The sequence below is a fragment of the Alcaligenes faecalis genome, assembly GCF_005311025.1.
Classification (GTDB): Bacteria; Pseudomonadota; Gammaproteobacteria; order Burkholderiales; family Burkholderiaceae_B; genus Alcaligenes; species Alcaligenes phenolicus.
Genome location: NZ_CP031747.1, coordinates 2,745,925 through 2,759,404 on the forward strand (window position 1 = coordinate 2,745,925; position 13,480 = coordinate 2,759,404).

Sequence of the window (13,480 nt, forward strand, 5' to 3'; positions counted from 1 at the left end):
GGGCACACCCCATTTACTTCGGGCACGCTCGTAGCCCAAGGAGTCAACACAGCACCTGCTACAGAGCGGCTTGCATACGGCCGCCATCAAACACTCCCCGGCAGCACAACGACGAACACAACAATATTCGCGGAGACAACAATGACTGCATTGAAAACCATGGTGGGGGGAATAGACCACCTGAACCGCTGTATCGGATTCATCATCAAATGGCTATTGCTGGCCACCACCATTTTGAGCGCCAGCAACGCCATTACTCGCAAGGCTTTTGACCTGAGCTCCAACGGCATGCTGGAAGCTCAGTGGTACCTGTATGCGGCTGTCTTTCTCTTGGGAGGAGGCTACGCATTTCTGCATAACAGCCATGTTCGTATCGATTTCGTTTCCACCCGCCTGGGGGCGCGGGGACGCAACCTGGTGGACATCGCCGGGATTGTTGTCGTCCTGATCCCGTTCTGTATTTTTGTCATCAACCTGAGCTGGGGATTTTTCACCGCCGCCTGGCATTCGGGTGAAATGTCCGGCAACGCCGGCGGGCTGGTGCGCTGGCCCGCCTACCTGCTGATTCCTGCCGGCTTTAGCCTGCTGTTGCTTCAGGGCTTGGCCGAGCTGGTCAAACGTATCCTGTTCCTGACAGGCAAAGGGCCGGACTGCATTGCTGAAGATAATGCCCAGGACACGCCTATTCATGTGCCAGCCGAAGCGCTATCGACCGCACAGGAGGGCGCACGATGATTGCAACCTTTATCACGGACTACTTCGTCCCCATCATGTTCCTGAGCCTGATTGTGCTCTTGCTGACCGGCTTTCCTGTGGCCTTCGGACTGGCCGCCACCGGCCTGGTATTTGGCGTACTAGGCATTGCACTGGACCTGTTTCCGACCAATCTGTTCCAGGTTTTGCCGCTACGCATCTTTGGCATCATGCAAAACGAAACCATGCTGGCCATCCCCTTTTTCACGCTAATGGGCATCATCCTGGAACGGTCGGGCATGGCAGAAGACCTGCTTGAAACCATGGGCCAGCTCTTTGGTGCTGTCCGTGGTGGCCTGGCCGTTTCGGTTGTCCTGGTAGGGGCCCTTCTGGCCGCCTCCACCGGCGTCACATCGGCGGTAGTGATCTCCATGGGCCTGATCTCCTTGCCCGTCATGCTGCGCTACGGCTACAAACCGGAAATTGCTACGGGCGTCATCACCGCCTCAGGTGCTCTGGTACAGGCGTTGCCGCCGTCTCTGGTCCTGATTGTGATGGCCGATCAATTGGGCCGCTCAGTCGGAGACATGTACGCAGCGGCACTGGGCCCCGGTCTCTTGCTGCTGGTGATCTACATTACATTCGTCATTGTTCTGGCCTTGTTCCGTCCCTCCTGGATGCCCGCACTGCCAGAACAGGCCAGAAGTCAGGTGACAGCCACTGGCGCAAGTGGACGACGGTCGCTGGGCATGTTGGTCCTGCTGTGCGCCTTCATCGGATTCACCTGGGCAGGCCTGCACAACGAAGTCATGGCCCAGGTCTTTTCCCAGCCGGCTCAGGCCCCCACGGATCAAGTGGCCATCACCGCCCTGGTTGTCGCCTCCCTGAGTGCGCTGCTGTTTGCGACGGTAAATCGCGTGACAGGATGGGGTCTGCTCTCGCAACTGGCCGAACGCTTCGTCTTCGCCCTGATCCCGCCAGTCATCCTGATCTTTCTGGTCCTTGGCACCATATTCCTGGGAATTGCTACACCAACAGAAGGCGGGGCCATGGGTGCAATTGGCGCGCTGATACTGGCCTTGATACGCAAACGCCTGAACTGGTCCTTGCTCAATCAAGCTCTGGAAAATACCGCCAAGCTGGCTATTTTCGTGATGTTCATCCTGATCGGCTCCACCGTCTTCAGCTTCACATTCAGTGCCGCAGACGGCCACCTGTGGGTAGAGCACCTGTTTGATGCCATTCCCGGCGGCGAACTGGGTTTTGTCATTGCCGTCAGCGCCATCATCTTTGTGCTGGGCATGTTCCTGGACTTTTTTGAAATTGCATTCATTGTGGTGCCCTTACTGGCACCCGTCGCCAACAGCCTGGGCATTGATCTGATCTGGTTCGGTATCGTGATTGCTCTGGTCCTGCAAACCTCCTTTCTGACACCCCCGTTCGGTTTTGCCTTGTTGTATTTGCGCAGCGTGGCACCCCGATCCGACTATGTAGATTCCGTTAGCCAGCAAACTATTCCAAGGGTTCGTACCCAGCAGATCTGGAAGGGCTCAGCCTACTTCGTCGTACTACAATTGCTGGTGGTGGGTATTGTGATTGCCTATCCGCAACTGGTAACGGGAGGCTTGCACAAAACAGTCAGCCTGAGCGATGAAGAAATCCTGCTCCAGCTGAACCGTCCCGCCCCCATGCTCAGCCCAGGAGCAATACAGGCAGACGACCCGCTAAGCAACCCGTTCGAGGTACAAGCGACGTCAGACCAGGACCCCATGGCGGCGCTCTTGCAATCCATGCGGACCACGCCCTGATGTAAACCCAGGGCCGCAGCCAGGCTGCGGCCTTAACTTGTTTTTTGTTTGTAGCGGAGTTCCAGACCTCATGCATGCCAAGCTTTCCGGTAAGTTGCAGGCCCGTCCACACTATGTTGACGAGGTCTATCGCATCCTGCTCGATGCCATCAGCGACGGCTCTCTGGCCCCCGGCTCGCGCATCACTCAGGAAGACATTGCCGAGCAGCTCAACGTGTCCCGCTCGCCCGTGCTGCAAGCCATCCAGCTCCTGAAGAAAGATGGATTGCTGCAAGACGCCGAAGGGCGGGGCGTCATGGTGGCCCCGCTGGATCTGGAACATATCGGGCATCTGTACCAGGTGCGGGGTGCCCTGGAAGCGTTGGCAACCAAGCTGGCGGCACGTCAAAGTGCCGTACTGGACCCGGACCTGATCCGCCTGGGCCGCAAGGTTGCTCGTGGTCATGACGTACGCGCCATGATCGAAGCCGACGAAGCCTTTCACAAAGCGATTTACGAAGCGTCAGGCAACCCCATGATCGCCGAGAGCGCACAAGTTCATTGGGTACACCTGCGACGTGTCATGGGGGCTGTACTGCAATCAGCAGAACAGCGTCTGTCCATCTGGGACGAGCATGAGGAACTGGCTGCGGCCATTGCGTCGGGCGACGAAGCAGGCGCCCTTGCCATCTGCGAACGGCATATGCACAACGCCAGCGACAAGCTGCTGACCCGCCTGCAGGAAATACTGGAACAGCCAGTGTAAGAACAATACAAAACCAAGGACAGAGCGCCCCTGTAAAAAAGGGACGTTCGTCATTGCACTGTACGTCCTTTGTTAGAAGCCCCTCTTACTCCATATGCGCCAACGCCGCGACCGGCACAGGCTTCACTGGCGCTTGAGCCTTGTAAATTCCCACTTGATCTATACCTCTGCCCAAACGGCTGGCCAGCATCTGCGCCACAGTGTGCTGACAGTAGCGCCCCTGGCACATGCCCATTCCGGTACGACAGGCCAATTTGATGCTATTGATGTCCGTCACATAAGGATGGGCGTCCAGAAACTGATTCACCTCCTGTGCCGTGACTTCCTCGCAGCGGCACACCACCGTATCCGGGGTGATCGCCTGGGCCAATGCCTCCAGCTTGGGGGCCGACAAGGCAATCACGGTGTCGGTAAAACGACGATTACGACCCAGGCGCAGTTGCAGGTCGGCAATGGTTTTTTCTATCTCTGTCACGGCAGCTGGCTGCTGCAATTCCAGCACACATTGCCACGCGGCCAGTTCACCTTGCAGATGGGCGTTGAATGCTCCTGCAATACCCGTCTGCTCTCCAGCAACCAGTACGCCTGACTGAGTACTGTGCAGCCTATCATCATGCTGCACCAGCCAGCCGCCAGCGGCACTGTCCCACCGCACGGCACAACCAGCCTGACGCGCCAATTCCGTACTGGCGAGCAGGCCATAACCCACGACCACCGTATCTGCCTCTACACGTCTTTGTGTGCCCGCGATGGCGTGCCAGTTTTGATCCACTTTACATAGCGTGGCAGCCTGAACGGACTCGTCACCATGGACACGCTCTATACCCGTTGCAAAGCGCAAAGGCACGCCATGACGACGCAGTTTCAACAAGATCGCCAGCAGTTGTTTAACCAGCCGGGACTGTCCGGGCAGGGCACGCGTAGCGCGCAGCATTTCCTTTATGGACGGCAAGCTGCGGGCGATGGCAACTTCGGCAATCTGTGCTCCGGCATCCAGCAACAACTCAGCAACCAGAAGCAGCAAGGGATGGCCGCCCACCAACAGAAAACGCTGTCCCGGCATCAGGCTTTGGCTCTTGATCATGGTTTGCACACCACCGGCGCTCAGCACGCCCGGCAAGGTCCAACCCGGAAAGGCCACGGGCAAGTCATAGGCCCCGGTCGCAATCAACACCCGGCGTGCTTTCAGCACGGAGGCGCCCTGTGGACCAGCAGTGCCGATCTGACGCACATGCTCATCCTGCGGGTCGTCAAAAATCCCCCACACCAGGGTACTGAAATGCCACTGCACAGCCGTGGTGGCCCGCGCCCAGGCAAACAAGCTGTGTGAAAAAGGATAGGTGTGCATGGAGTCCGGGTCCGCTGCCGCAAACTCCTCGGGTGCCTGCCGGAATACTTGTCCGCCAAAGCGCGGCTGCTCGTCCAGCACGGCCACGCTTAAACCCTGCGAGCTGGCGACTCGAGCCGCAGACAGTCCTGCCGGACCTGCCCCCACAATCAATAAATCCAGAATGTCAGACATCGTCGGCTACCTCGATCTGCATACCGCTACGTACCGTAGTCATGCAACTGCGCTGCCCCTGCACCCCGTCAATGGTCACGATGCAGTCAAAGCACACGCCCATATTGCACACCGGACGACGTGGCGCACCACTGGCGGTGCGACGAAAAGCGCCCACTCCGGCCGCCAGCAAAACCGTCGCCACGGTTTCACCGAGATAACAGGCTGTCTCATGACCATTGATTGTCACCACAGCTGGCTCGAAGCGCTGGCGTTTATGCAGCAAGCGTTGTGCGTCAGGCAAAGGTCAAACTCCTAAAACGATCAGGATCGTAGGCAGAGATATCCAGGCTGGGCGGCTGACCCAGCATCTGCGCTACCAGCAAATGGGCGTAGGTCAAACCCAGGGTGAAGGCGGCTCCACCAGTGGCAATGAACAAACCGGGGCGGTGCGGCACTTGGCCCAGCAATGGCAGTTGATCCGACACCAGAGAGGTCACCCCGGTCCAGGAGCGCAAGACAGGCAAGGAGGCCAGTTGGGGGACGACGCTGCAGGCGGTCTGTATGCTGCGTTGCAAAGAATCCAGGTTCAGACTGGGCTTGCGTTCCAGATCCGCTATCCCCTTACGGTGATGCAGTGTGGAAGGCCAGCCGCCGCCAATCAGTACCGTGCCTTCAGCCGTTTGCTTCAAGGACAGACGTCGTCCCACGTGCTGGAACAGGTAGTCCATAAAGGGCGCGGTGCGTGCGGTGGCGGTCATGGTCAGGGCAATCGGGCTGACAGGTAACTGCGAGCCGGTCATTTGCGCAATACGTCCGGACCAGACACCGGCCGCAATCAGAACCTGCTTGCTGCGACATTGCTCGCCACTGAGCACCTGGGCTTGCCAGCCCGAGCCCACTCGCTTCAAGTCCACCACCTGGCATTGGCTGACGATCTGCGCACCCAAGGCCCGCGCGGCGGCCGCCAGGGCCAGACTGGCGCGGCGAGGGTCGGCTTTGCCTTCATCAGCACAAAAAGCCCCCATCAGCACGGAATCCGACAAATAGGGCGCTTTGGCTTGTAATGCGGCCCGGTCCAGTAGTTCGACCTTCAGGCCAGCCTTGTTTTCCAGACGGCTTTTTTGTTCCAAAACCTGGGCTTGCTGTGCCGTTTCCGCCAGCATGAAGCCGCCTTTCTGACGCACGCCCACCGACACACCCAACTGATCTTCCAGGGCCCGCCAGCGGGCAATGGCGTCCACATGCAAGGGCATGGCTTGCAAGGCGCGTTTGCTGGCCTCCAGCCCCGCCTCGATCATGCGGTATTCCATCTGAAAATGCAGGCTGCCCGCATTCTGGCTGGATGCCTGCAGGCCCAGCTCACCTTGTTCGATCAAGGTCACGGGCACTCCCGCCAGGCTCAAATAGTAGGCAGCGGCGCAGCCCAGCAGCCCGCCGCCAATGATCAGGACATCCGTCCGGGCGGGCAGGGTGCCAGGGGCACAGGCAGGTAGGGGGGAAAGAGAATCAGGCTTGGGGCTCATAGTGTAGTGATGCGGTACACCGTTCGCCCCGGATCAAGACAAATCAGGGGACGGGCGGGGTAATCGACATGATGATTTCCGCTTCCTCCGTTCCCCGGTTCAGGTAACGGTGGCTTTGGCGTGCATCAAAGCTGATGTTCTCGCCAGCTTTGACGTCAAAACTTACCTTATCAATCTCTGCAGTAATGACACCCCGGACCACATAGACACTTTCCAGGGACGGGTGCGACATATCGTCCATGGACTGTTGACCGACTTCGTAAACAGCCCGGAACACTTCCATCTCGCCATTGCCACGGGTGAGCCGTTCATAGACGACACCCCCACGCGGGCCACGCAACAACATGCGTTCACCAGGGCGGCTGATCCATACCGACGGCCCCTTGCTGGTATCCATGAACAAGGAAGACATGGATTCCCCAAAGATCCCGCTGAGCTTGCGCAGGGTCGTCAAACTGGGTGTGGTGACACCGCGTTCTACCTGACTGAGCAGCGTGGGCGAGAGCTTGACCATCTGACCCAACTCCCGCAGGGACAGACCCTTGGCCACGCGCAGCTCATGAAGTCGTTTGCCTATCATTCTGAAGTCCTATGTTCGTGTAGTTATGTGTAGCCGAACTTCACGAATTATAGGGTAAGAGAGGCAGCCTAATGGTGTGCAAATGCATGTTCCGAAACTGCACAAACCGTGCAGTTTCAGTGCTGAATTCTTCCAGACTTTACACGTGTGCACAAGCACTTTACACGCAACACCGATATAGGCGCCACAGACACAAATCACAAACCATTGTTTATAAACAATATTTTACCTAGGGAAAATACGTAGTCTGGTTTTTCAACAAAAAACTACAGGCCTAAAGTATTATTTAACCGTAAATTATGTGCAGTTTTATTGCACAATCTTGTATACAGCCCCCGTACGGGCATAAACGGAGACTTCATGACATCGCCTGTTTTGCCATTGGCTATTGAACAAATTGATCACGCCGCCTGGACCGTACCCGATCTGGATGCGGCCATTGCTTTTTATGAACGCCTGTTTGGTGCCCGCCAACTCTACCGTCTGGGGCCCATCAACAGTGCTGACCTGCCCCGTTCTGCGCAAGGCAAAGACTGGACCCACGCCCACCTGGACATACCCGATGCCAAGCTGGAACTGGCCTTTATGGTGCTGCCCAATGGCTTTCATATCGAGCTGTTTGCCTACGCACAACCTGCCAGCGACACCCAAAGAGCCCTGAAGTCCAACCATGTGGGTGCACATCACCTGGGTTTTCTGGTGGCCGATCTGGATCAGGCGGTGGCACAACTTGAACAGCACGGCTGCACAGTATTGGACCGCATCGCCTTTGATTCTGGCCCGACCGCCGGTGCTCAATTCCAGTACTTCACCGACCCCTGGGGCAATATTTTTGAGCTGGTCCAGCGCAGCCAACCACTGAACGCCCCCCAGGGCCGTGAATGCGTGAATCCGGCATCGCTCTACAACAGCACCAACTTCGGTTTTTCCCACGCTGTCGTACAGGACAACAGCCGCACCGTGCATCTGGCCGGGCAAGTCGCCTGGAATGGTGAAGGGCAGTTAGTGGGTGCAGGCGATCGCATCGCACAAACCCGCCAGGCTTTGCAGAACCTGAAAACCGTCCTGAAAGAAGCCGGTGCCTGCCCGCGCGATGTCGTGCGTTTGCGCACCTACCTGGTCGGCCACACACCTGAAGAGCTGGGCCCCATCTGCGCGCTGATCAACGAGTTTTACGAAGGGGCCGAACCGGCTGCCAACACCTTGCTGGGAGTCGCCAATCTGGCACTGCCAGACATGCTGGTCGAGATCGAAGCCACGGCACGTCTGCCCTGAGCCAGAGGCCTCCTCTTTTCTTCAACCCATACAAGTGACACACATGAGCAAGAAACACCGGGTGAACTGGAAGGGCTATATCCCAACCATCATCACCCCTTTTGATGAAGCACGACAGCTGGATGTACCGGCACTGCACAGCATGCTGGAATGGCTGCATGCCGAGGGCATGCACGGTCTGTTTGTAGGCGGCACCACCAGCGAATGGACCAGCCTGTCCAACCAGGAACGGGTAGAGCTGTTCCGCGCCAGTGCCGACGCCATGCGCGGCAAATTGCCTTTACTGGCAGGCTGTACCGGCTACACACCCGCCGAAGTGGTCGCTCTTGCTCAAGAGGCCCAGGCACTGGGCTATGAAGGGGTCGTGATTGCACCGCCCCCCTATGTACGCCCCAATGACAAGGAAATACTGGCCTTTTACCAGCAGATCGCCAAAGAAATCACCCTGCCTATCGTGATTTACAACTGGCCTGCCGGAACCGGAATCGATTTGTCGGTGGATTTGCTGGAGCAGCTGACAGACATCGATGGTGTCGTCGGCATCAAGCAATCCAGCCCCAGCATTGAGCAATTCATCAAGACACTGTTCCGCCTGAAAGACAAAGTACGTGTGTACGGCTTTCGCATGGATGAGCACGGCCTGTCCTTGCTGCAAAGTGTGGACGGCGACGGCACGATTGGCGCAGGCGGTGTGCTGGGCCGTTATCAACCCGATTTTTACAACCACATCTGGCGCGGCGATATAGACGCTGCCCGCGCCTGCGGCCAGAAAGACATACAGATTCTGCAACGCTGGTACACCCCCGAGCTGATCGGCCGCTACGGCTCCTCGCCCTCGGTGCTGAAAGTTGCATTCAAGATGCGCGGCGTACCCGTGCAGCCCTATGTACGCCGCCCCATTCTGGAGGTCGAGGACACCGAGATAGACGTCATACGCCAAACTTTGGTCGATCTTGAACTGATCTAAGACCCCTGCCGCGAGTACCGCCGGTACTCGCCCCACACCCCCTTCGCTGGTACACGGCGCAGGCACTTTGCCCTGCCTGCTTTGTTGCGCCTGTTTCTTGCTGCATCACTTGCGGTAGGGGGATTGCTGCACGCTTTTTTTATCTACCACGAAGGAGAAGAGGAATTGAAAACAAGAAATAAAACCGCGGTCAGTACGGCCCTGTTTTTACTGATGGCCAGCTCGGCAGCCCACGCATCCATCACCCTGTACGGGATTTTGGACACGGGTGTTGGCTACGACATGAACAAGGGTAATAGCAGCTACAGCCGGGACCGGACTGATGCCACCGAGTTCAAGACTTCGCGCCTGGGTCCTAATAGCGGTGTACATTTTGGCAGCCGCTGGGGTATCCGCGGCACGGAAGATCTGGGCAACGGGCTGCAAGCCAAATTTGTGCTGGAAAGCGGCTTTGATGTGCCTACCGGCAAGTCCATTCAGGGTGGTCGCCTGTTTGGCCGTCAGGCCACACTGGGTCTGGCCGGCGAGGACTGGGGTCAGGTGGATTTCGGTCTGAAGAACAATATGCCTACCGAATACTTCAGCATGGCTCACCCCTTGGGTGGCGGTGGTGGAATTGTAGGCTTTGGATCGACCTTCAGCGTGGCCAACACGGTGCGTTACGACAACCAGATCCAATACCAATCGCCCACGTTGAACGGCTTTCAGTTCGGTATTGGCTATTCCTTCAACATCAACGGACAGCAGCACTGGGATAGCGAGCGCCCGGATGGCACCAACAGCAAAGACAACAATATCCGTGCAGTGACCACCGGCCTGCGCTACAACAACGGTCCCTTGAGCGCCGCTCTGGTGTACGACCAACTGCACATCAATAAACAGTCTGCCAGCGGCGCACGCCCTGCCGCCGACTCTACCCGTGTCAGCGCCTGGGCGGGGGCGGCCAGCTACGACTTTGATGTGGTCAAAGTGTTTGCCGGCATCGGCCAGACTCGCGACGGCCTGTTCGCCACCCAGGTCTTTGGCCTGAGCAACGTCACCAACCCGCTGCCTTCCTTTGCAGCAGTGCCAGGCCTGCGGATCAACTCCTACTCTTTTGGTGTGACCACACCATTGGCAGGCGGCCGCTTCTCGCTGGGCTGGAACATGGCTGATCCACGCAACTTGCCAGAGAGCATTACCGGCCCCAATGCGCAGACCAAACGTCAGCATGTGTACTCGGTGGGTTATCAGTACGACCTGTCCAAGCGCACCATGGTGTACGTGTACGGCGGCTATGCACAGAACCTGACCTTCCTGCCAGACGCACGCGCCACACAGCTGTACGTAGCCTTTAACCACAAGTTCTAAAGCGGGACGCCCCTTCGGGGGCCACACCCTGACTCGCTGTACTGTTTTTCCGTAGATACGCGATTCTGTTCCGCGCTATCTGTTTTTATACGCCCCTCTACGCTAGCCGTAAGGGGCGTTTTTTTAACCACCGGGCAGGCAACGTCAGTCGTCCGGCGCCTGGGGATTTGCCTGATAACGCAACCAGCCAGCAATCACACTGCCACCGCCCGGACGATCCTTGGGATGACTACGGCCTTCATTAACCGGTACTTCTTCAAAGTCGAAGGGGCTCATGCCCTCAATACAGGCTACGTTCACTCCATACTGCTCCGGGTTGGAACGGCGCTGATGGAAGGTATAAATCCCGCAATGCGAACAGAAATAATGCTGGGCCTGCCCGGTGTTGAACTGATAAAGCGTCAGTGCATCCTGCCCTTGCTCCACCTGAATATCGGCCAGGTTAGCCGACACCGCCACCGCGCCACGCATGCGGCAATAGGAGCAATTGCAACGGCGCGCCGAACGCAGACCATCGGTCAGCTTCACATTGAAACGAACGGCTCCGCAATGGCAGGCCGCTTTATGCACAGGGCGAGTATCAGGGGTGTTTTCAGTCATGAATGGCTTTGAATCACAATAAGTCCAGGGCGGGAAATGTCATGCTAAATCATGATCCGCCAGAAGCCTACAAAGGCTGCACCGCAAGACGCAGGCCCATTGCCTTCAAAATGGCCGTCAGGCTGCTCAAGGCCGGATTCCCCTTGGGGGACAAGGTCCTGTAAAGCTGCGTCGGATTTAACTGCGCCTGCTCGGCAACTGCCTGCACACCACCAAAAGCCTGTGCCAATTGACGCAACACGATCAGGAGTTCGGCCTGATCCCCGTCCTCCAAAATCTGATTGATAGTCTCTAATGCCAAGGCCGGATCACTGCGATACAGATCGGCCATAGCCTCATCATGTGATCTGCTTCTCATGGTCTTTTCTCTCCTGCCAGTCCTACCAATAAATAAGCGCCCCATGCAGTCTTTCTGCGTTATTTTCGTTTAAAGACGAATTATTAACAATGAACAAAGTTAAAGAGAATCAAGCAGGCACAAAAAAACCGGGCCAAAGGCCCGGTAAAAGTGGTGTGTCTAATGAAAGACAGAGATCACTCAATTCCTTGCCAGCGCAACCAGACGCGCTGACAGTACGGATTCTTTATCGGCCAAGGCCGCGATCACGTTGTAGTGATTTGTTCCCGGCAGGCTGCGGTACACCGCATCCACTCCTTGCCTGGACCAAACCTTGGCCAGTTCCTGACTTTGACGATGAAATTCCGAGGTTTCGTCACCGCCTACCCAGGCCTCGAAAGGCTGCCCATTGGCAGGGGCAGGCCAGAACAAGGGGCTGGAGGCTCGGGCGGTATCGGCATTGAGCTGCAAGGCATCATTGATGCCGATATGCGTCAGCGGTTCCAGGTCATACAAGCCGGACAAACCCAGGCCCGCCTGCAACATGTCGTGGGGCAGGTCCGGTGCAAAACCGGGCCAATCCGTAGCCAGCAGGCAAGCTGCCAAGTGGCCCCCTGCCGAGTGTCCTGCCACCACGATCGGACGCTTGAAACGTCGCCAGACCGTCGCGCAAGCCAGGCGCAGCTCATCAATGATCTGCGCCACGCTCGCCTGCGGGCATAAGGTATAGGTAGGCAATACCGTAATCAGGCCGTTATCCACGCTGCCTTGTGCCAGATGGCTGAAACGACGCTGGTCCATGGATTGCCAATAACCACCATGAATGAACATCAGCACCGCCGCATCCGGGCGCTCCACAACCGGAAAGTGAATGTCCATGACATTACGCGTTTCCGGGCCGTAAGGCTGATTGGCTTCATGACGCGAACCAGCCCGAAACTGCTCGGCCAACCCCGACCACGAGGCCACAATCTCCTTATGGTCGGGCACATGCCAACTGGCGTTGTATTCACTTTCCAGATGCTGTGTCATGACGGGCTTAGTCCTTGGGAACGCCCAATTCAGCAGCCACGCGATCCAGCTCGGCACGGTAGAAGTTCAGCGCTTCCTGAGCCTCCACACCCTTGGCTTCGCTCAACCATTGCTGCTCAATCACCGCCAGCTTGGTCTTCATGGCTTCCAGCTGCTCGCCTTCAATACGGTGCACCTTGATGCCTTCAGCGCTCAAGCGATCAAAAGCCGCCATATTGTTTTTTTGCCAGATACCCGAGAAACGCTTGACCAGTGCTTCACCCGACAAGGCATCAATCGCGGCACGGTCGGCCTCGCTGATACGCTGCCAGCTGCGCTCGTTAATCACCATGAACTGGCTGGAGGCAGAGAAACCACCGGGCAAGATGAACAAGTTCGGCATGAAGCGCGCCAGATTGAAGTCGATCACCGTGGTGTAGTTCTGGAACATGCCATCAATAATGCCGCGCGAAATCTGGTCATAGGCTTCGGTCAGCGTCGAGGAAATCGACACCAGACCCAGCAGCTTGGCGATACGCTCCACCAGCACACCGGGAATACGGATTTTGGTGCCATCCAGCTTGTCCAGGCTGTCTACCTTGGCGGCTGTCCACAACTGGTACGAGCCAGGAACCCACGCGCCCAGCAATTTGGTGCCAGCGTGCTCGTTCTTGCCCATGAAGTACTTCTGATAAGTACGCCAGTAGGCCAGCGAGTTCACCTGAGCGTTCTCGGCCGTCATGGGCAACTCCACCATTTCCGTCAACTTGAAACGCTCCGGGGTGTAGGAGTGCACACCAATGGTCATGTCCGCCACACCATTACGCACCAGATCGTAGTGCGAAGCCGGGGTGCCCAGAGGCGGCAAAACCTGAATCTTCACCCGTCCTTCCGTTGCCTGTTCCACATCCTTGGCCCAAGGGTTCAACATCTCGGTCACCATGGGATGGGTGGGTGGCAACCAATTGGAAAAACGCAGCGTGACGTTTTGTGCCTGAACGCTGGTGCTGGCTGCCAGGGCGACTGCCGCTACCCCCACCCATTTGCTAACTTGCTTAATCATGCTTATTCCTTCGAGAAAATCAGA

The 13,480-nt window shown here is 57.4% G+C and carries 14 protein-coding genes; 6 read left to right on the plus strand and 8 right to left on the minus strand.

The window, feature by feature from the left end; translation table 11 throughout:
• Positions 1-141: 141 nt before the first annotated feature.
• The 3 genes from D0C27_RS12675 (at position 142) to D0C27_RS12685 (ending at position 3,246) form a co-directional block, all read left to right on the plus strand.
• A complete protein-coding gene (locus tag D0C27_RS12675; protein ID WP_060186779.1) occupies positions 142-735 on the plus strand; it encodes a TRAP transporter small permease subunit in 594 nt (197 codons plus the stop codon).
• Positions 732-2,501, plus strand: a complete 1,770-nt coding sequence (locus D0C27_RS12680; protein WP_109089816.1) for a TRAP transporter large permease — start codon at positions 732-734, stop codon at positions 2,499-2,501. The genes D0C27_RS12675 and D0C27_RS12680 overlap by 4 nt, the downstream gene beginning before the upstream one ends.
• Positions 2,502-2,571: 70 nt before the next feature.
• Positions 2,572-3,246 carry a GntR family transcriptional regulator gene (locus D0C27_RS12685; protein WP_026483969.1) on the plus strand — a complete coding sequence of 225 codons (675 nt, stop codon included), beginning with the start codon at positions 2,572-2,574 and terminating at the stop codon, positions 3,244-3,246.
• 85 nt (positions 3,247-3,331) lie between these two features.
• Here D0C27_RS12685 and D0C27_RS12690 read toward each other — a convergent pair whose 3' ends face one another.
• Genes D0C27_RS12690 through D0C27_RS12705 form a run of 4 tightly spaced genes read right to left on the minus strand, consistent with a single transcriptional unit; the run spans position 3,332 to position 6,853 of the window.
• Positions 3,332-4,768: an NAD(P)/FAD-dependent oxidoreductase gene (locus tag D0C27_RS12690; protein WP_137431112.1), complete on the minus strand. Its 1,437-nt coding sequence runs from the start codon at positions 4,766-4,768 to the stop codon at positions 3,332-3,334.
• A complete protein-coding gene (locus tag D0C27_RS12695) occupies positions 4,761-5,051 on the minus strand; it encodes a (2Fe-2S)-binding protein (RefSeq protein WP_080655528.1) in 291 nt (96 codons plus the stop codon). Before D0C27_RS12695 ends, D0C27_RS12690 begins: the two co-directional genes overlap by 8 nt.
• Entirely contained in the window at positions 5,044-6,273 is a 1,230-nt protein-coding gene (locus D0C27_RS12700; protein WP_137431113.1) for an NAD(P)/FAD-dependent oxidoreductase, read from the minus strand. The genes D0C27_RS12695 and D0C27_RS12700 overlap by 8 nt, the downstream gene beginning before the upstream one ends.
• 43 nt (positions 6,274-6,316) lie before the next feature.
• On the minus strand, positions 6,317-6,853 hold the full coding sequence (locus tag D0C27_RS12705) for a helix-turn-helix domain-containing protein (protein WP_026483973.1): 537 nt from the start codon (positions 6,851-6,853) through the stop codon (positions 6,317-6,319).
• A 360-nt stretch (positions 6,854-7,213) separates the two neighbouring features.
• On the opposite strand from D0C27_RS12705, the gene D0C27_RS19545 reads away from it, so the two are divergent.
• The 3 genes from D0C27_RS19545 to D0C27_RS12725 all read left to right on the plus strand — a co-directional run bounded on the left by D0C27_RS19545 (position 7,214) and on the right by D0C27_RS12725 (position 10,445).
• A complete protein-coding gene (locus D0C27_RS19545) occupies positions 7,214-8,128 on the plus strand; it encodes a Rid family hydrolase (protein ID WP_240688250.1) in 915 nt (304 codons plus the stop codon).
• A gap of 43 nt (positions 8,129-8,171) precedes the next feature.
• Entirely contained in the window at positions 8,172-9,095 is a 924-nt protein-coding gene (locus D0C27_RS12720) for a dihydrodipicolinate synthase family protein (protein ID WP_137431114.1), read from the plus strand.
• A 165-nt stretch (positions 9,096-9,260) separates the two neighbouring features.
• Entirely contained in the window at positions 9,261-10,445 is a 1,185-nt protein-coding gene (locus tag D0C27_RS12725) for a porin (RefSeq protein WP_035269984.1), read from the plus strand.
• Between the two features lie 144 nt (positions 10,446-10,589).
• Here D0C27_RS12725 and D0C27_RS12730 read toward each other — a convergent pair whose 3' ends face one another.
• The 4 genes from D0C27_RS12730 to D0C27_RS12745 form a co-directional block, all read right to left on the minus strand.
• Positions 10,590-11,045: a GFA family protein gene (locus tag D0C27_RS12730; protein WP_137431115.1), complete on the minus strand. Its 456-nt coding sequence runs from the start codon at positions 11,043-11,045 to the stop codon at positions 10,590-10,592.
• A gap of 67 nt (positions 11,046-11,112) precedes the next feature.
• Positions 11,113-11,403, minus strand: coding sequence for a DNA-binding protein (locus tag D0C27_RS12735; RefSeq protein ID WP_042485083.1), 291 nt, complete (start codon positions 11,401-11,403; stop codon positions 11,113-11,115).
• 180 nt (positions 11,404-11,583) lie between these two features.
• A complete protein-coding gene (locus D0C27_RS12740; RefSeq protein WP_137431116.1) occupies positions 11,584-12,414 on the minus strand; it encodes an alpha/beta hydrolase in 831 nt (276 codons plus the stop codon).
• A 7-nt stretch (positions 12,415-12,421) separates the two neighbouring features.
• Positions 12,422-13,456, minus strand: a complete 1,035-nt coding sequence (locus tag D0C27_RS12745) for a TRAP transporter substrate-binding protein (protein WP_137431117.1) — start codon at positions 13,454-13,456, stop codon at positions 12,422-12,424.
• Positions 13,457-13,480: the final 24 nt, after the last annotated feature.

What these genes read in the sequence shown, in the direction of transcription:
- D0C27_RS12735 (WP_042485083.1), bottom strand. Translation starts at nt 11,403, where the DNA reads ATGAGAAGCAGATCACATGATGAGGCTATGGCCGATCTGTATCGCAGT.
- D0C27_RS12730 (WP_137431115.1), bottom strand. Translation starts at nt 11,045, where the DNA reads ATGACTGAAAACACCCCTGATACTCGCCCTGTGCATAAAGCGGCCTGC.
- D0C27_RS12705 (WP_026483973.1), bottom strand. Translation starts at nt 6,853, where the DNA reads ATGATAGGCAAACGACTTCATGAGCTGCGCGTGGCCAAGGGTCTGTCC.
- D0C27_RS12690 (WP_137431112.1), bottom strand. Translation starts at nt 4,768, where the DNA reads ATGTCTGACATTCTGGATTTATTGATTGTGGGGGCAGGTCCGGCAGGA.
- D0C27_RS12685 (WP_026483969.1), top strand. Translation starts at nt 2,572, where the DNA reads ATGCATGCCAAGCTTTCCGGTAAGTTGCAGGCCCGTCCACACTATGTT.
- D0C27_RS12740 (WP_137431116.1), bottom strand. Translation starts at nt 12,414, where the DNA reads ATGACACAGCATCTGGAAAGTGAATACAACGCCAGTTGGCATGTGCCC.
- D0C27_RS12745 (WP_137431117.1), bottom strand. Translation starts at nt 13,456, where the DNA reads ATGATTAAGCAAGTTAGCAAATGGGTGGGGGTAGCGGCAGTCGCCCTG.
- D0C27_RS19545 (WP_240688250.1), top strand. Translation starts at nt 7,214, where the DNA reads ATGACATCGCCTGTTTTGCCATTGGCTATTGAACAAATTGATCACGCC.
- D0C27_RS12720 (WP_137431114.1), top strand. Translation starts at nt 8,172, where the DNA reads ATGAGCAAGAAACACCGGGTGAACTGGAAGGGCTATATCCCAACCATC.
- D0C27_RS12700 (WP_137431113.1), bottom strand. Translation starts at nt 6,273, where the DNA reads ATGAGCCCCAAGCCTGATTCTCTTTCCCCCCTACCTGCCTGTGCCCCT.
- D0C27_RS12675 (WP_060186779.1), top strand. Translation starts at nt 142, where the DNA reads ATGACTGCATTGAAAACCATGGTGGGGGGAATAGACCACCTGAACCGC.
- D0C27_RS12680 (WP_109089816.1), top strand. Translation starts at nt 732, where the DNA reads ATGATTGCAACCTTTATCACGGACTACTTCGTCCCCATCATGTTCCTG.